This window comes from Luteimonas saliphila (genome assembly GCF_016774335.1).
GTDB classification, from domain to species: Bacteria; Pseudomonadota; Gammaproteobacteria; order Xanthomonadales; family Xanthomonadaceae; genus Luteimonas; species Luteimonas saliphila.
In genome coordinates this window covers 26901-43548 of sequence record NZ_JAETWA010000041.1, presented here as the reverse complement: position 1 = coordinate 43548, position 16648 = coordinate 26901, and the positions used below count along the sequence as shown (strand labels likewise).

The 16648-nt window shown below is 73.2% G+C and carries 18 protein-coding genes; all 18 read left to right on the top strand.

Annotated elements, in window-relative coordinates:
* The first annotated feature begins 155 nt into the window (after positions 1-155).
* Positions 156-1499, top strand: a complete 1344-nt coding sequence (gene fliD, locus JMO03_RS11930) for a flagellar filament capping protein FliD (protein ID WP_202843590.1) — start codon at positions 156-158, stop codon at positions 1497-1499.
* A gap of 1 nt (position 1500) precedes the next feature.
* Positions 1501-1893: a flagellar export chaperone FliS gene (fliS, locus tag JMO03_RS11925; protein ID WP_202843588.1), complete on the top strand. Its 393-nt coding sequence runs from the start codon at positions 1501-1503 to the stop codon at positions 1891-1893.
* Positions 1860-2171 (top strand): hypothetical protein, encoded by a 312-nt coding sequence (locus JMO03_RS21165; protein WP_238346124.1) that lies wholly within the window; start codon positions 1860-1862, stop codon positions 2169-2171. The genes fliS and JMO03_RS21165 overlap by 34 nt, the downstream gene beginning before the upstream one ends.
* The gene (locus JMO03_RS21160; RefSeq protein ID WP_337926411.1) at positions 2168-2728 is read left to right on the top strand and encodes a PilZ domain-containing protein; all 561 of its coding nucleotides are present in this window, start codon (positions 2168-2170) and stop codon (positions 2726-2728) included. The genes JMO03_RS21165 and JMO03_RS21160 overlap by 4 nt, the downstream gene beginning before the upstream one ends.
* Before the next feature lie 89 nt (positions 2729-2817).
* The gene (locus tag JMO03_RS11915) at positions 2818-3450 is read left to right on the top strand and encodes a response regulator transcription factor (protein ID WP_202843869.1); all 633 of its coding nucleotides are present in this window, start codon (positions 2818-2820) and stop codon (positions 3448-3450) included.
* A 198-nt stretch (positions 3451-3648) separates the two neighbouring features.
* On the top strand, positions 3649-5037 hold the full coding sequence (gene rpoN, locus JMO03_RS11910) for an RNA polymerase factor sigma-54 (protein ID WP_202843584.1): 1389 nt from the start codon (positions 3649-3651) through the stop codon (positions 5035-5037).
* On the top strand, positions 5037-5441 hold the full coding sequence (locus JMO03_RS11905; protein ID WP_202843582.1) for a response regulator: 405 nt from the start codon (positions 5037-5039) through the stop codon (positions 5439-5441). The genes rpoN and JMO03_RS11905 overlap by 1 nt, the downstream gene beginning before the upstream one ends.
* Positions 5438-6931, top strand: coding sequence for a sigma-54 dependent transcriptional regulator (locus tag JMO03_RS11900; protein ID WP_202843580.1), 1494 nt, complete (start codon positions 5438-5440; stop codon positions 6929-6931). The genes JMO03_RS11905 and JMO03_RS11900 overlap by 4 nt, the downstream gene beginning before the upstream one ends.
* Before the next feature lie 57 nt (positions 6932-6988).
* On the top strand, positions 6989-7339 hold the full coding sequence (gene fliE, locus JMO03_RS11895; protein ID WP_202843578.1) for a flagellar hook-basal body complex protein FliE: 351 nt from the start codon (positions 6989-6991) through the stop codon (positions 7337-7339).
* A 138-nt stretch (positions 7340-7477) separates the two neighbouring features.
* Positions 7478-9148 (top strand): flagellar basal-body MS-ring/collar protein FliF, encoded by a 1671-nt coding sequence (gene fliF, locus JMO03_RS11890; protein ID WP_202843576.1) that lies wholly within the window; start codon positions 7478-7480, stop codon positions 9146-9148.
* A 19-nt stretch (positions 9149-9167) separates the two neighbouring features.
* The gene (gene fliG, locus JMO03_RS11885) at positions 9168-10154 is read left to right on the top strand and encodes a flagellar motor switch protein FliG (RefSeq protein WP_202843867.1); all 987 of its coding nucleotides are present in this window, start codon (positions 9168-9170) and stop codon (positions 10152-10154) included.
* A gap of 5 nt (positions 10155-10159) precedes the next feature.
* A complete protein-coding gene (locus JMO03_RS11880; protein ID WP_202843574.1) occupies positions 10160-10786 on the top strand; it encodes a FliH/SctL family protein in 627 nt (208 codons plus the stop codon).
* Entirely contained in the window at positions 10783-12183 is a 1401-nt protein-coding gene (gene fliI / locus JMO03_RS11875) for a flagellar protein export ATPase FliI (RefSeq protein ID WP_202843573.1), read from the top strand. The genes JMO03_RS11880 and fliI overlap by 4 nt, the downstream gene beginning before the upstream one ends.
* A 4-nt stretch (positions 12184-12187) precedes the next feature.
* A complete protein-coding gene (fliJ, locus tag JMO03_RS11870) occupies positions 12188-12643 on the top strand; it encodes a flagellar export protein FliJ (protein WP_202843571.1) in 456 nt (151 codons plus the stop codon).
* Positions 12640-13842: a flagellar hook-length control protein FliK gene (locus tag JMO03_RS11865; protein ID WP_202843569.1), complete on the top strand. Its 1203-nt coding sequence runs from the start codon at positions 12640-12642 to the stop codon at positions 13840-13842. The genes fliJ and JMO03_RS11865 overlap by 4 nt, the downstream gene beginning before the upstream one ends.
* A 790-nt stretch (positions 13843-14632) precedes the next feature.
* Entirely contained in the window at positions 14633-15130 is a 498-nt protein-coding gene (locus tag JMO03_RS21520; protein WP_202843567.1) for a flagellar basal body-associated FliL family protein, read from the top strand.
* A complete protein-coding gene (gene fliM / locus JMO03_RS11855; RefSeq protein WP_202843565.1) occupies positions 15130-16134 on the top strand; it encodes a flagellar motor switch protein FliM in 1005 nt (334 codons plus the stop codon). The genes JMO03_RS21520 and fliM overlap by 1 nt, the downstream gene beginning before the upstream one ends.
* Entirely contained in the window at positions 16131-16466 is a 336-nt protein-coding gene (gene fliN / locus JMO03_RS11850; RefSeq protein WP_202843563.1) for a flagellar motor switch protein FliN, read from the top strand. The genes fliM and fliN overlap by 4 nt, the downstream gene beginning before the upstream one ends.
* The last annotated feature ends 182 nt before the right edge of the window (positions 16467-16648 follow it).

Sequence of the window (16648 nt, the reverse complement as noted above, 5' to 3'; positions counted from 1 at the left end):
GCCGCCATCCGCGGCTTGCGCAGCGCCTGCGGGAATTCCCGTCCCACCGCACCACCCCGCATCCGTCCCGCCGAGGAGCACGCCATGCATCGCCAGCGCCCTGAACGCCCGGCCCATGCCGTCGTCCCGGCCCACATCCGCCGGCAGGCGCCACGATGAGCACCACCATCGGCACCGCCGGCAAGCTCGATGTGCCGACCATGGTCGCGCAGCTGGTCGCGGCCGACCGCGCCCAGCCCGATGCGCGCATCGCCCGCAGCGAACGCCAGGTCAACGCCCAGGTCTCGGCCATCGGCCAGCTGCGCGGCGCATTCTCCGCGCTCGGCACCGCCGTCAACGCACTGACCGCGCCCACCAACCTGCAGGCGCGCAAGGCGATCCTGCCGCCCGAAGCCAACTTCTCCGCCACCGCCGGCACGGGGGCCGCCGCCGGCCGCTACCAGATCGAAGTGCTGGCGCTGGCGAGCGCGCAGAAGCTCACCTCCGGCGCGTTTGCGGCCGACGCCGCGATCGGCACCGGCACGCTCACCATCCGTGCCGGCGACACCACGCTCACGATCGATATCGACGCGCCCGCCAACACGCTCGCCGACATCCGCGATGCGATCAACGCCAGCGCCGGCGGCAAGACCGTCTCCGCCACGATCGTCACCGGCGACGACGGCCCGCACCTGGTCCTCAACGCGGTCGATTCCGGGACCGCCGGCGCACTGACGGTCACCGCCAGCGGCGGCGACGGCGGCCTGTCGGCGCTCGCCTACGATCCCGACGGCCCGTCGGGCCTGACGCAACTGCTGCCGGCCGCCGACGCCCGGGTGAAGGTCGACGGCATCGAGCGCACCAGTTCGGCCAATACCATGGCCGACCTCATCCACGGCGTCAGCCTGACCCTGACCAAGGCCGAGCCGGGCGTCGTGCGCGACCTGCGCATCGAGAACGATGCCAGCCTCCAGCGCACCGCGGTCAAGAGTTTCGTCGGCGCCTACAACGCGGCGCTGGGCGCCATCACCCAGACCACCGCCTACAACCCCGCCACCAAGGTCGCGGCGGCGCTCAACGGCGACGCGATGGTGCGCAATGCCACCCGCGAACTGCGCGACATCCTCGGCGACAACGTCACCGACCTGAAGGCGCTCGGCATCACCATCAACAAGGACGGCACGCTCAAGCTGGACGAGGCGGCGTTCGACGCCGGGCTCGCCGCCAATCCCGCGGCGGCCGCGCGCGTGTTCGCGGGCGGCGACGGCCTGGTCGGCAAGGTCGATGCCGTCGTCGACCGGCTGGTCGATCCCGAGGGCCTGCTGCAGGGCCGCAGCCAGAGCCTGGCCGCTCGCAGCAAGGCGCTCGCCAGCCAACGCAGCGCGCTCGACTTCCGCATGAGCCAGGCCGAATCGCGCTACCGCACCCAGTTCACCGCGCTCGACGTGCTGCTCAGTTCGCTCCAGAGCAGCAGCAACTTCCTGACCCAGCAGCTCGCCATCGGCAAATCCACGGACTGACATGAACGCCCGCATCCTCGCCAACCAGTACCGGCAGACCGGCGTGTCCAGCGCGGCGCTGGAAGCCAGTCCCCACCGGCTGATCGCGCTGATGCTCGCCGGCGCGCGCGAACGCGCGCGGCTGGCCGCGGCCTGCCTGCAACGCGGCGACCTGCCGCGCAAGTCGCAGGCGATCAGCGACGCCAGCGCCATCATCGGCGGGCTCAACGGCGCGCTCAACCTGGAGGCCGGCGGCGAGATCGCCGACGGACTGCAGGCGCTGTACGACTACGCGCAAAGGCGCCTGCTCGCGGCCAACGCCGAGAACGATGCGACGCCCCTGCATGAGGTCGACGCCCTGCTCGGCGACATCGAATCGGCATGGCTGGCGATCGCGCCGGCGGTGGGACCGTGATCCCGGTCCTGCCCGTGGACGAGGTCCGCGCGGCGATCGCCGCCGACGCCTGGGACCGCGCGAACGCGCTGCTGCAGGCGCACGACCGGGCCGTGGTCGCGGCCGTGGCCGGGGTCGATTTCAGTACCCAGCCGCAGGCGCCGTGGCGCGCGCTGCTGGCCGCGCAGCAGGCGCTGGCCGACGAGGTCCGGGCTGCGCGCGACGAGGTCGGCCGCAGCCTGGACAAGCTCCACCAGGATCAGCGCGGCGCCCGCGCCTGGCGGCAGGCACTGGCGTGACCACGCCCGCCGCCGCCGCGGAACTGCTGTTCGGCGACACCCTCGCCTGCGAGGAGCTGCGCCCGGCAACGTTCCTGCCCCGGCCGCAGCGCGCCGATCCGGTGCTGGCGGCCAGCGGCGAAGCGCTACTGCGCACGCTGGCGGTGGTCGAGGACGGGCCGCGGCCCGAAGAACCGGACGCCGGCGACCATGCCCTGCACCGGATCGAGGCCAAGCTCGACCTGCTGACCGCCCTGGTGGCCGGGCTGTGCCGCCACGACGACGACGACCCGGTGCGCGCCCTGCAATGGTCGGCCCGCGGCGCCTGCCTGGTACTGGCGGACCCGCCGCCGGCCGGCAGCAACGGCCTGTTCCGGGTCCGACCGGCGGACTGGTTGCCGTCGGCGCTGCTGCTGCCCGCCACTGAGATCGCCCGCGAGGCGACCGACGGCGGCGTCCGCAGCTGGCTGCGCTTCGATGCCCTGCCCGCCGCACTGGAGGCGGCACTCGAACGCCACCTGTTCCGCATCCATCGACGCGCGATCGCCGAGAGCCGCCGTCCGCATCCGGAAATCTGAGCGGCCCGTCACATTTTCAGGCGACCTCGCGCGCACGCCGGGATGGCGCCGCTATCGTGGCGGCAGCGGGCCGAGGGGGCGATGCGTTGCTGCGAGTACTGATCTGCGATGACCACACGCTGGTGCGCGCCGGCCTGCGGCGCTTGCTGGAGTCGTTCGCGGACATCGAGGTGGTGGCGGAGGCCAGCAGCGCCGACGAGGCCGTGCTGCGCACCCGCGAGGCGCTGCCCCACATCGTCCTGCTCGACCTGTCGATGCCCGGGCGCAGCGGATTCGACGCCCTCGCCGAGTTGCGCCGCACCGCGCCCGATTCGGCGGTGGTGATCATGTCGATGCACGACGACGCCCTGCACGTGCGCGAGGCGCTGGCGCGCGGGGCAATGGGCTTCGTGGTCAAGGAGGCCGCGCCGGCGGAACTCGAGATCGCCATCCGCGCTGCCGCCGCCGGCCGCACCTACCTCAGCCCCCAGGTCTCGGCACCGCAATTGCAGGGCTACCGCAACGGCGCCCGCGGCGAAGGCAACCCCGACGCACTGCCCCGCCGGCAGCGCGAGATCCTGCAGGCCCTGGGCGCCGGCCGCACCACCAAGCAGATCGCCGGCGACCTGGGCATCAGCGTCAAGACCGTCGAAACCCACCGCGCGCGGATCATGGAGGCGCTCGGCTGCCGCAACGCCGGGGAACTGTTGCGGGTGGCGCTGCGCCTGCACGACCGCCCCTGAGCCGGGCTGACGCAAAGCGTCGCGCCGCGTCACCTTCTTCCCTCAGCGCGTCGGAAACACGACGCGATGTCGGGGCCGCCCCGACAAGGGCGCGGGAAAGCCCTGATCCGGACCCGGGTCCGCCCCGATTCGAGATCCGTCACCCGAGCCTCACGCTTGCCTCCATGGTCGACAGGGGTCGGCACGGGAGACGCGGCGATGAAAGGCAACATGCGTACCGGGATGGTCCAGGGCGTCAACCTGACGCCGCAGCTGCTGCAGTCGATCCGGCTGCTGCAGCTGACCGCTCCGCAGCTGGAACAGGAGCTGCGCCAGGCGCTGGAGCGCAACCCGCTGCTCGAGCAGGACGAGGCCGCCGAGGAATCCGAGGCCGAAGACACGCCCGAGGCCGCCGCGCTCGAAGTCGCCGCCTGGGACGAACTGCCGGAACCGGCGTTCCTGTCCGGCGGCAGCATCGGCGGCGACGACGACGCCACGCTGCGCATCACCGACGGCGAGTCCAGCGATCCGCGCCTGCGCCTGCTGCGCCTGCTGTCCCTGCACTGGGACGCGCGCGACCTCGAGGTCGCGGCCTGGTGGCTCGACCACTGCGACGACCGCGGCTATCTGGAGCAGCCGCTCGATGCGTTGCTCGCCCAGGCGCGCGCCGCGTTCCCGGCGCGTGCCGACGACGTCGGCCTCCTGCGCCTGCGCCTGCTGCACGGCGACTGGCCGGGCATGGCCGCCACCGACGCCGGCGAGTGCCTGCGCGCGCAGCTGCGTGCGCTGCCGGAAGACGCGACCCGCGCGCTGGCGCTGCGGATCCTGGGCGACCATCTCGACCTGCTCGCCGCGCACGACGAGGCCGCCCTCGCCGCCGCGACCCGGACCGATGCCGACGCGGTGCGCGCCGCGGTGGCCATGATCCTGGGCCTGCGCCCGCACCCGGTGCAGGCGCCGGTGGAGGCCGACCTCGGCCACATCGTCCCCGACGTCGTGGCCTGGCAGGGCGGTGGCGCCTGGCGCGTCGCCCTCAACCGCCGCGGCGCGCCGCAGGTGCGCATCGCCGCGCATTGCGAGCGTGCGCTCGCCGGCAGCGACCATGCCGTGCTGCGCGGCCTGCTCGACGAGGCGCGCTGGCTGGTGCGCGGCGTGGCCATGCGCAACGACACCCTGCTGCGCACCGCGCAGGTGCTGGTCGAGCGCCAGCGCGACTTCCTCGACCAGGGCCCGGAGGCGATCCTGCCGCTGACCCTGCGCGAAGTCGCCGACACCATCGGCGTGCACGAGTCCACCGTGTCGCGGATCGTCAGCGGCAAGTACATCCAGACCCCGCGCGGCACCTTCGAGCTCAAGCGCCTGTTCGCGGTGCGGCTGGAAGGCGCCGGGATCGCCGGCACCGCGGTCAAGGCGATGGTCAAGCGCCTGATCGACGCCGAGCCCGTCGCCGCGCCGCTGGCCGACGACGTGATCGCCGGCCTGCTCGCCCGCCAGGGCGTGCGCATCGCGCGCCGCACCGTGGCCAAGTACCGCGACCAGCTGGCCATCGGCCCGGCCCGCGCGCGCCAGCGCCTGGCCCCGCGCCAGGCCCGGCAGGAGTGTGTGTGATGCGCCAGATTTCCGTGCTGCTCGTCGACGACCATGCCGGCTTCATCTCCGCAGCCATGCGCCACCTGCGGCGGCTGCCTTGGCTGACCGTGGCCGGCACCGCCAGCAATGGCGTCGAGGCGATCGCCCAGTGCGAAGTGCTGCGCCCGGACGTGGTGCTGATGGACCTGGCCATGCCCGAGATGGGCGGGCTGCAGGCCACACGCCTGATCAAGGCCCAGGACAACCCGCCCTACATCGTCATCGCCAGCCATTTCGACGACGGCGAGCACCGCGAGCACGCGCTGCGCGCCGGTGCCGATGCCTTCGTCAGCAAGCTGGCCTACATCCACGAAGTGCTGCCCCTGCTCGAGGCCCTCGCGGGCGTGGACGGCGCCGGCAACGACACGGAGGCCTCGGCATGAGCGAGTCCCGCATCCTCGTCCTCGACCGGGACGGCGCCCGCGCCGAGCGCGTGGCCACCCTGCTCGAGTTCATGGACTTCACCCCGCGCCTGGTCGACGACGCCGCCGATCTCGACCTGTCGCGCGCGCGCGCCAGCGACTGGGTCGCGATCGTGGTCGGCGACGTCGGCGACGGCACCTCGTGGCAAGTGTTCGCCGCGTGGCTGGCCGCCCAGGCCCTGCACCCGCCGGTGCTGGAACTGCCGGGCCACGCCGCCGACGCCGCATGGCGCGCGCACCTGCATCCGCAAGCGGTGTGGCCGCTGGCGTTCCCGATCCGCCGCACCCAGCTGCAGGAGGCCCTGCGCCGCGCCAGCCTCAAGCGCCTGGACGACGATGCCCGCCGCGAGGTGCCGACCTTCGGCCCGACCGGGCGCAGCGCCGGCGTGCTCCAGCTCAACCGCATGATCGACCAGGTCGCACCGCACGACACCACGGTGCTGGTGCTGGGCGAATCCGGCACCGGCAAGGAGGTCGCCTCGCGTGCCCTGCACGCGCGCTCGGCGCGCCGCGACAAGCCGTTCGTCGCGATCAACTGCGGCGCGATCCCGCCCGACCTGCTCGAGAGCGAGCTGTTCGGCCACGAGAAGGGCTCGTTCACCGGCGCGCTGACCCAGCGCAAGGGCCGCTTCGAGATGGCCGAGGGCGGCACCCTGCTGCTCGACGAGATCGGCGACATGAGCCTGCCGATGCAGGTCAAACTGCTGCGCGTGCTGCAGGAGCGCTGCTTCGAACGCGTCGGCGGCACCACCACCATCAAGTGCGACGTGCGCGTGATCGCCGCCACCCACCGCAACCTCGAGGACCGGATCGCCAGCGGCGAGTTCCGCGAGGACCTGTTCTACCGGCTCAACGTGTTCCCGATCGAGATGCCGGCGCTGCGCGAGCGCGGCGAGGACCTGCCCGACCTGGTCGCGGCCATCACCCGCCAGCTGGCCGAGTCCGGCCGCGGCCAGGTGACCCTGGCCTCCGACGCCATCGACGCCCTGCGCCACTACGCCTGGCCGGGCAACGTGCGCGAGCTGAGCAACCTGCTCGAGCGCCTGGCGGTGCTGCATCCGGGCGGCACCGTGCGCGCGGCCGACCTGCCGGCGCGCTACCGCGCCGCGGCCGCCGCCGCGGGCGAGGTCTTCGACCCGGTGGCCGCGAGCGCGCCCGCGCCCGTGGTCGTGGAGCCCGTGCACGCCGCGCTCGCGCCCGACCCGGCGCAACTGTCGGCCACCACCACCCTGCCGCCGCAGGGCATCGACCTGCGCGGTCACATGGCCGGCATCGAACTGGAGCTGCTGCGCGCCGCGCTGGAGCAATCCGGCGGCGTGGTCGCGCACGCGGCGCCGCTGCTGGGCCTGCGCCGCACGACCCTGGTCGAGAAGCTGCGCAAGTACGGCATCGACCGCGACCACGCCGGCGCCTTCGGCCACGAGGACAGCCGTCAGGCGGCGGGTTTCTGACGCCAGCGTGGCACGGGACTTGCCTGATTCCACCCAGACCGACCGGCAGCCCACGCGATGACCGACGCCATCTCATCGATCCTTTCGCAGATCCGCGCGCACGAGATGCGCACGGGCGCGGCGCGCGCCGATGTCGCGCCCTCGAACGCGATCGACGTCGGCGGCGCCGGCAAGGCGGGCGCCGCACCGGGGTTCGCACAGACCCTGTCCAACACCATCGACAAGGTCAGCGCCACCCAGGCCAACGCCGGCGCCCTGCAGCACGCGTTCGAACTGGGCGACCCGCGCGCCGACCTCGCCCGGGTGATGGTGGCGATGCAGCAGTCGCAGGTCGCGTTCCGGGCCACGGTCGAAGTGCGCAACCGGCTCGTGCAGGCCTACCAGGACGTGATGAACATGCCGATCTAGGCGGGGAATGGGGAATGGGGAGCCGGAGAAGCGACTTACCAGCTCCATCTACCGACCGGTCGCACCTGATCTCCGCTCCTGATCTCCCAATCCCGATTCCCGATTCCCCATTCCCCATTCCCGAGTCCCGACCTTCCCATGTCCGTGATCGCACTCCCCAAGGCCACTGCCAACCTGCGCGACCTCGGTCGCCTGCAGGACATCCCGGCGGTGCGCCAGCTCGGCCTGCTGGTCCTGGTCGCCGCCGCCATCGCGCTCGGCCTGTGGCTGTTCTTCTGGAGCCAGAAGCCGGACTTCGTTCCGGTCCAGGCCGGCCTCGACCCCAAGTCCACCGCCGAGGCCTCGGAACTGCTGCGCGGCGCCCGGATCCCGTTCAAGCTCGACCCCGCCACCGGCGCGCTCGCGGTGCCCGTCGACCAGGTCGGGGAGGCGCGGATGGCACTGGCCGCGGCCGGGCTGCCGGCCGGCGAGGGCACCGGCTTCGAATCGATCCAGGGCGACCAGGGGTTCGGGACCAGCCAGTTCATCGAGAACGCGCGCTACCAGCACGCGCAGGAGATCGAGCTGGCCCGCACCATCGCCAACCTGCGCCCGGTGCGCGAGGCGCGCGTCCATCTCGCCCTGCCCAAGCCCAGCGCGTTCACCCGGCAGAAGGAGCCCGCGAGCGCGTCGGTGGTGCTGCAACTGCGCAGCGGCAGCACGCTGGAGCAGGGGCAGGTGAACGCGATCGTGCACCTGGTGGCGTCGTCCATCCCCGGGCTTCCGCCGGAACGGGTCACCGTGGTCGACCAGTTCGGCCGCATGCTGTCCAATGCCGATCCGCAGAGCGACGACGCGATCGGCGCCAAGCAGTTCGACCAGCAGCGCCGCCAGGAATCGGTCTACGTGCAGCGCATCGAGGAGTTGCTGGAACCGATGACCGGCCCCGGCCGGGTCAGCGCAAAGGTCAGCGTGGACATGGACTTCGCCCAGACCGAGGAGGCCAGCGAGCGCTACGGCCCGCAGCCGGCGATGGTCCGCAGCGAGCAGATTTCCGAATCCGGTACGCTCGGCGGCGGCGGCGATGCGGTCGCCCAGGGCGTGCCCGGAGCCGCCAGCAACACGCCCGACGCGGCCGACCTGGCCGCGCCCGTAGCGGCCGAGGCCGCGGCCGGCCCCGGCAGCCGCAGCTCGGTGCGCAACTACGAGATCGACCGCACGCTCACCCACACCCGCCAGGCGCCGGGCCGCATCCGCCGGGTCACCGCCGCGGTGCTGGTCGACAACGTGGCACCGGCGACGGCGCCCGCCGGGACTGCGGGCGCCGCCAACAGGCCGGCCGAGGGCCGGGCGCTGAGCGCCGCCGAGATCGCGCGCATCGAAACCCTGGTGCAACAGGCGATCGGCTTCGATGCCGAACGCGGCGACGTGGTATCGGTGGTGAACGCGCCGTTCGCACGCGGCGCGCTCGACGCCCCCGAGGACGGCCCGCCGATCTGGCAGCATCCGCGCGCATACGAACTCGGACGCCTGGTGTTCGGCGGCCTCGCAGTCCTGCTGCTGATCTTCACCGTGCTGCGCCCCGCTTCACGCCAGCTGCTCGCGGGCAGGGCCGCGACCGCCGCCGCGGTGCCGGCCGGCAGCGTCGACGACGACCTGCCGGTGAGCCTGTCGGGCCCCGCGCCGGCGCAGGTGGCCGCGCCCTCGACGCCGATGTCCGCGGCGTCGATGAACTTCGACGACAAGCTCGAGATCACGCGCGCAGCGGTCAGCACCGACCCCAAGCGCGTCGCCCAGGTGGTCCGCGACATGGTCGACTCCGATGGCTGACCAGTCCCAGGGCGTCGCGCTGACCGGCGTGCAGCGCGCGGCGATCGTGCTGCTCTCGCTCGGCGAGCAGCAGGCCGCCGAAGTGCTCAAGCACATGGGCGCCAAGGAAGTGCAGAAGCTCGGCGTCGCCATGACCTCGGTCGGCGGCGTCAGCCGCGACGCCGTGGCGCGGGTGTTCGACGAGTTCGTCGACGTCCTCGCCCAGCCCAGCGGCCTGGGCAGCGGCGCCGACGACTACGTGCGCGCGGTGCTGACCCAGGCGCTCGGCGAGGACCGCGCCAGCGGCCTGATCGACCGCATCCTGCTCGGTCGCAACACCTCCGGGCTCGACACCCTGAAGTGGATGGAGCCGCGCGCGATCGCCGAACTGGTGCGCAACGAGCACCCGCAGATCATCGCCATCGTCATGGCCCACCTCGACGGCGATCAGGCCGCCGAAGTGCTCAAGTGCCTGCCCGAGCGCGTGCGCGTGGACGTGCTGCTGCGGCTGGCGACGCTCGACGGCATCCCGCCGCATGCGCTCAACGAGCTCAACGACGTGATGGCGCGCCAGTTCGCCGGCAACCAGAACATCAAGTCGTCCTCGGTCGGCGGGGTCAAGGTCGCGGCCAACATCCTCAACTTCATGGATTCGGGGCAGGACGAGATCCTGCTCGGCGCGATCGGCGAGGTCGACGGTGAGCTCGGCACCCGTATCCGCGACCTGATGTTCGTGTTCGACAACCTCGCCGAGATCGACGACCGCGCGATGCAGGCGGTGCTGCGCGAGGTCTCGAGCGAGCAGCTGGCGCTGGCCCTGCGCGGCGCCGACGCCAAGGTGCGCGAGAAGATCACCGGCAACATGTCGCAGCGCGCCGCCGAGATCCTGGTCGAGGACATGGAGGCCCGCGGCCCGGTCCGCCTGGCCGAGGTGGAAGCGGCGCAGAAGGAAATCCTCGCGGTGGTGCGGCGGATGGCCGACAACGGCGACATCCAGCTCGCGGCCAAGGCCGAGGTGCTGGTGTGAACGGCATGGGCGCGCTGCTCGCCGACGACCCGCGCCTCGCCGCCGGCGGCGCGGTGCGCTGGAACGCGCCGGGGCTGGTCGCGGTGCCGCCGCCCGCCTGCGAACCGCCGCCGGCGCCGCCGAGCGTCGAGGAACTGCAGGCGATGGAACGCGCGGCGCGCGAGGAGGGCTACGCCCGCGGCCATGCCGAGGGGCTCGCCGCCGGCCAGGCCGACGTGCGCCGCATGGTGGCGCAGATCGAGGGCGTGCTCGACGGATTCACCCGCCCGCTCGCGCGGCTCGACGGCGAGGTCGCCGAGGCGCTGGCGGACCTCGCCGTGCGCATCGCCGGCAGCCTGCTCGGACGCGCCTACCGGGCCGACCCCACCCTGCTCGCCGACCTCGTGCGCGAAGCGCTGGAGGCGGTCGGCAGCGACTCGCGCGAACTCGAACTGCGCCTGCACAACGACGATTTCGGCGTGCTCGCGCCGCACCTGGCCGGTCTCGACGGCGTGCGCCTGGCCGTCGACGGGGCGCTGGGCCGGGGCGAGCTGCGCCTGCACAGCGAAAGCGTGCGCATCGACGGCACCATCGCCTCGCGCCTGCAGTCGGTGCTCGAGGCGACCCTGGCCGCCAGCGAGCCGCGCCCGTGAGCAGCGTCGCCGCCGCGCACTGGCAGGAGGCGCGCAACCTGCGCCTGGCCGCGCGCCTGCACGCCGCCGACCCGCATCCGCCGTCGCTCGGCCTGGCGCGCGAAGGCGTGCTGCGCCGCGCCGTCGGCCTGACCCTCGAGGCCTCCGGCTGCAGCGCGCCCCTGGGCTCGCGCTGCCGGGTGGAGACCGCCGGCGGGCGCTGGGTGGACACCGAGGTCGTCGGCTTCGCCGGCGACCGCACCTACCTGATGCCCACCGCCGATCTCGAGGGCCTGCTGCCGAACGCCCGCGTGGTGCCCTTGCGCCGCCGCGGCGAGGTCGCGGTCGGCGAGGGCCTGCTCGGCCGGGTCATCGACAGCGACGGCGTGCCCCTGGATGGTCGCGGCCCGATCCGTGCCGAGCATTGGGTGGGCCTGGCCGGCACCGCGATCAATCCGCTGATGCGCGAGCCGATCACCCAGTCGCTCGACGTCGGCGTGCGCGCGATCAACGCCCTGCTGCCGATCGGACGCGGCCAGCGCATCGGCCTGTTCGCGGGATCCGGCGTCGGCAAGTCGACCCTGCTCGGGATGATGACCCGCTTCACCGCCGCCGACGTCATCGTCGTCGGTCTGATCGGCGAACGCGGCCGCGAGGTGCGCGATTTCGTCGAGAGCACGCTGGGCGAGGAAGGACTGCGGCGCGCGGTCGTGGTCGCCACGCCCGCCGACCGGCCGCCGCTGGCGCGCCTGCACGGCGCGCTGCGCGCCACCGCGATCGCCGAGTACTACCGCGACCAGGGCCTGCACGTGCTGCTGCTGATGGATTCGCTGACCCGCTTCGCACATGCGCAGCGCGAGATCGGGCTGTCGGTCGGCGAGCCGCCGACCACCCGCGGCTATCCGCCGAGCGTGTTCGCCAAGCTGCCGCAGTTGGTCGAGCGCGCCGGCAACGGCGCCGACGGCCGCGGTTCGATCACCGCGTTCTACACCGTGCTCACCGAGGGCGACGACCAGCAGGAACCGATCGCCGACGCCGCGCGCGCGATCCTCGACGGCCACATCGTACTCACCCGCCGCATCGCCGACGCCGGCCAGTACCCCGCGATCGACGTCGAGGTCTCGGTCAGCCGGGTGATGCAGGACATCACCGACCCGGCCTGGCGCGAGCGCATCCGCAAGCTCAAGCGGCTGATGGCCGCGCATTCGGCGCAGCGCGACCTGATCGCGATCGGCGCCTACCAGCGCGGCAGCGACCCCGCCGTCGACGAGGCGGTGGCGCGCTGGCCCGCGATCCAGGCCTTCCTCGGCCAGGACGTCGCCGAGGCCGCGGACGTCGAGGCCAGCCGCGCCGCGCTCGCCGCACTGCTCGACGACGGCCCGGCCGGCGTCGCCCCGAACCGCCCACAGGAGGCCTGAATCGATGCGTTCGCAACGACTCGATCCGCTGCTCAGGATCATGCAGCAGCGCCAGGACTCGGTGGCCCGCGAGGTCGCCGACCGCGAGCGCGCGCTCGGCGAACAGGAGCAGCGCCTGGAGGCGCTGCGCCGCTACGCGGAGGAGTACGCCGCGGCGCCCGCGGCCACCTCGATCTCGCCGGCGCTGCTGGTCAACCGGCTCGCGTTCCGCGAGCGGCTGAACGCCGCGGTCGTGCAGCAGGCCGGGATCGTCGACCACAACCGCCAGCTCAGCGACGTGGAGCGTGCGCGACTGATGCTCGCCAGCCGCGAGACCAAGGTGCTCGAGCAACTGGCCGACAGTTACCGGATGCAGGAATCCAGGGTCGCCGAGCAGCGCGTCCAGCGCGAGCTGGACGACCTCGGCGGACGCCGTGCGCGCCTCGCCGCGCTGGCGGCAGACGACGGCTCGACGCCATGAACGGCGCCGGTCCATCGCCGCTGGTCGCGGGGAGCGCAGGCCTGGCATCCGCGGGCCGGGGTGCGCCACGCCTGGACGGCGGCGATCCTCCGCGGTCGCCGGCGCCGGCGCAGAGGCCAGCCGCCCGCGGCGACCGCGGCCACGCCGTCGATCCGAACCCGGCCAGGCCGCACGAACCCGCCACGGACCTCGCACCGGGCGACCGGCCGTTCGCCGAGCTCCTCGTTCCGGCCCCGCCGGCGGCGTCACCGGCAGCGGCACCCGAGGCGGCCGATCGCGGCGAGGACAGCGACGAGACGTCGCCCCAGCACCTGCTCGCGCTGCTCGACGGGCAGTGGTTCGGCGTCCGCACCGCGGCCGTCGCGGCGGACGGCGCGCCCCCCGTGTCGGTACCCGCGCCTGCCGCGCAGCAGCCACTGGACATGCCCGCGGGTGCGTCCGTCTCCATCACCACGGTGCCAGAACTTCCGACCCTCGATGGCGCACCGCCGTCCGCGCCGGGCACCGCGTCCGGCACCTCGCCAGCGGCCACCGGCGCGAACGCGGCCACGATCGCTGCCGAGGGCGCCGTCGTCGCCGACGCGCGCTTGCGACCAGCCACCGACGTCGCCGCGGCTGCGTCTTCGCTCCTGCCGGCAACGGCGGAAGCCGGGACGACGAAACGCGACGCCGGCATCGGCGCGGACCCCGGATTCGCCATCGAAGCGCCGACCGCGGGCGTGGCGGGCGCCACGCCGCCGAGCGGGGCGCGCTCGCCGACGACCGCGACGCTGCCCCCGCTGCCGATGCCCGCCCATCCGGACGCCGGCTTCGACGACGGTTTCGGCCAACGCATCGCGTGGATGGCGGACCAGCGGATCGGTCATGCCGAGATCCGCCTCAATCCCGAGCAAGTCGGGCCGATCGACGTGCGCGTGCAGCTCGATGGCGACCAGGTGCGGGCCGAGTTCCACAGCGCCCACGCCGAAGTGCGCCAGGCGATCGAGGCCAGCCTGCCGCGCCTGCGCGAACTGCTGGGCCAGCACGGATTGCAGCTGGGCCAGGCCGACGTGGGCCAGCGTCAGGCGGGCCAGGACGGCAGCACGCCGCGACGCGACGCGGCGGCCGGCGCGGGTGGCGACGCCCGGGCCGGCGAGGACGCGCCGCAATCGGCACAGACACACCTGCGCCTGCGTGGCCTGCTCGACGAATACGCCTGATGTCGCGGTGTGGTCCGGGCCCGGATGCTCGGTGCAATCCGACCCTCCGTCCCGGGTGCGCTGCGCTTGCCCGGGAGACGCGGGTGTCGCATCACGGCGTCGCCCGGATAAGGCCGTAGGCCGCATCCGGGATACCCGAGGCGCGAAGCGACCCTACCCTCCGTCTCCCGGGTGCGCTGCGCTTACCCGGGCTACGCGGGTGCCGCATCACGGCGTAGCCCGGATAAGGCCGTAGGCCGCATCCGGGGATGACCGGAGGCGCGGAGCATCCGAACATCGACCCCGGGTGCGCTGCGCTTACCCGGGCTACGCGGGTGGCCGCATCGCGCGGCGTGGCCCGGACAAGGCCGTAGGCCGCATCCGGGGAGGTCGGAAGCGCGAAGCGACCCGACCCTCCGGCCCGGGTGCGCTACGCTTGCCCGGGCGACGCGGGTGTCTGCATCGCGCGGCGTGGCCCGGACAAGACCGTAGGCCGCATCCGGGGATGACCGGAGGCGCGGAGCATCCCGAACATCGACCCCGGGTGCGCTGCGCTTACCCGGGCGACGCGGGTGGCCGCATCGCGCGGCGTAGCCCGGATAAGGCCGTAGGCCGCATCCGGGGAAATCGCACGCGCGGCGCGACCCGGCCGGTTCGCCCCGGGTGCGCTGCGCTTACCCGGGCTACGCGGTGGGCGGACGGGGCCCGTCAAGGGTCCGGCGCGCCGACCGGGCGGTTTCCGTCAAAACGCCGTCATCGCCGCGGCACGCGGATTGCATCCCTCCGGCATCCACCGCCGGAGTCGACGTTCGTGCCAGCCCCCGCCACCGCCACCCAGCCCGCCGTTCCCGCCAAGCCCAAGCGCCGGCTCTGGCCCCTGCTGCTGATCCTCGTCGTGGTGCTCGCCGGCGCCGGCGGCGGCGGCTGGTGGTGGTGGCAGGGCAGGCAGCAGGCCGATGCCGAGGCCACGCCGGCCAAACCGGCCCGCCTGCCGGCGCAGTACGTGGCGCTCGAACCATCGTTCGTCGTCAACCTCGCCGACGACGACGCGGTCCGCTACCTCCAGGCCGACGTACAGCTGGTGACCCGCGATCCGGCCACCCTCAAGGCGCTGGAGACACACGGGCCCTCGATCCGCAACCGGCTGCTGCTGCTGTTCGGGCAACAGCAGTCGCGCCAGCTGGCGCAGCGTGCGGGCAAGGAACGCCTGCAGCAGGCCGCGCGCGACGAAGTGCGCGCGCTGCTCAAGGCCGAGGGCGAGCCTGACAAGGTCGAAGCCGTGATCTTCACCAGCCTGGTCACCCAGTAATGAGCGCCGACCTGCTGTCCCAGGACGAGATCGACGCCCTGCTGCACGGCGTCGACAGCGGCGCGGTCGAAACCGAGCCGCCGCCCGCGCCGGGCGAGGCGCGCAGCTACGACTTCGCCAGCCAGGACCGCATCGTCCGCGGCAAGCTGCCGACGCTGGAGATGATCAACGAGCGCTTCGCGCGCACGCTGCGGATCGGCCTGTTCAACCTGCTGCGGCGCTCGGCCGACCTGTCGGTGCGCGGCATCGACCTGCTGCGCTTCGGCGAGTACATGCACTCGCTGCAGGTGCCGACCAATCTCAACCTGGTGAAGATGAAGCCGCTGCGCGGCACCGCCATCGTCACCTTCGAGCCGCGGCTGGTGTTCACCGTGGTCGACAACTTCTTCGGCGGCAGCGGCAAGTTCCACACCCGCATCGAGGGCCGCGAGTTCACGCCCACCGAGATGCGGGTGATCCAGCTGCTGCTCAAGCAGACCTTCGCCGACCTCGTCGACGCCTGGGCGCCGGTGATGCCGGTCGAGTTCGAGTACCTCAACTCCGAGGTCAACCCGCACTTCGCCAACATCATCAGCCCGCGCGAGTACATCGTGGTCAGCCGCTTCAACGTCGAGCTCGAGGGCGGCGGCGGCGAGCTGCACGTGGCGATTCCCTACGCGATGCTCGAGCCGATCCGCGAACAGCTCGACGCCGGCGTGCAGAGCGACCGGATCGAGAAGGACGAAGGCTGGACCCGCGCGATGCGCACCCAGCTGCAGGATGCGCAGGTCGAGCTGAGCTCGGCGATCGCGCACCGCCAGATCAGCCTGCGCGAACTGTCGCGGCTGCGGGTGGGCGACGTGATCCCGATCGAGCTGGCACGCAACGTGCAGCTGCAGGTCGAGCAGATGCCGCTGTTCACCGGCGAGTTCGGCATCCACAACGGCAAGAACGCCATCAAGGTCACGCAGGTGCATGCCGCGCGGACCGTTCCCACCCTCGACTCCCTGGGCAAGACGCCATGACCACCAACGACGCCGCGGCCCTGGCCGCCTTCGATCCGCTCACCGCCGAAGCCGGCCCCGGCCACGGCGCCGACCTCAACCTGGACGTGATCCTCGACGTGCCGGTGTCGCTGTCGCTCGAAGTCGGGCGCACCCGCATCCCGATCCGCAACCTGCTGCAGCTCAACCAGGGTTCGGTGGTCGAACTCGAACGCGGGGCCGGGGAGCCGCTGGACGTGTTCGTCAACGGCACGCTGATCGCGCAGGGCGAGGTGGTGGTGGTGAACGACCGCTTCGGCGTGCGCCTGACCGACGTCGTCAGCCCCGCCGAGCGGATCAAGAGGCTGCGATGAGCGCGACGCCGCTGCACGTGGCCGCGGCGCTTCCGGTGGCCGGTGCCGCCGAGGCGGCGCTCGCCGTGGCGGCCTCGCAGGCGCCGGCGGCGCTGCCTGCCGGCACGACGCCCACGCCCGACGCCGCGACGCCCGAAGCCACCGGCGACGCCGGCGGCACGCCCCCCGCGGTGACGACCGCC